At 61.9% G+C, this 417-nt stretch carries 1 protein-coding gene; it reads right to left on the bottom strand.

What is annotated here, in order from left to right; translation table 11 throughout:
- Positions 1-417, bottom strand: a 417-nt coding sequence (locus ACO0LO_RS29040; RefSeq protein ID WP_422970031.1) for a DUF3369 domain-containing protein, incomplete at both ends; no start/stop codon positions are given.

Genomic DNA, 417 nt, shown 5'->3' with positions numbered 1-417 from the left:
CCGAAATCTGCACCAGCACGCCGGACGCAAAGTTCTGCAGGCCCTGCAGCGCCATCAGCTCGGTGCTGGCATTGATGATCAGTTCCAGGCCGCGGCGGCTGGCCGAGATGGCGCAGATCTGCTCATATGAGCGGATGGCTGAGGTGACAGCGGTATAGAGTTTGGTGCGGGTCAGTTCCGACTTGGTCTTGTAGTCGTTGATGTCGTAATCGCGGATGGCGTCGATTTCCGGCGCATAGCCGGGCTGGCCGGTGCGCAGGATGATGCGCACGTCCGACATGCCCAGGGTCTTGCGGATATGGCTGACCAGTTGCAGGCCGGCGTCTTCCTGTTCCATGACCACGTCCAGCAGGATGATGGCGATGTCGGTTTCCTGCTGCAGGATGTCGCGCGCTTCGGCGGCGGAGTAGGCGTGCA

This window comes from Undibacterium sp. TJN25 (assembly GCF_049339885.1).
Classification (GTDB): Bacteria; Pseudomonadota; Gammaproteobacteria; order Burkholderiales; family Burkholderiaceae_D; genus Undibacterium.
Note: the sequence above shows the minus strand (reverse complement) of the source record. Positions and strands in the feature narration are given on the sequence as shown.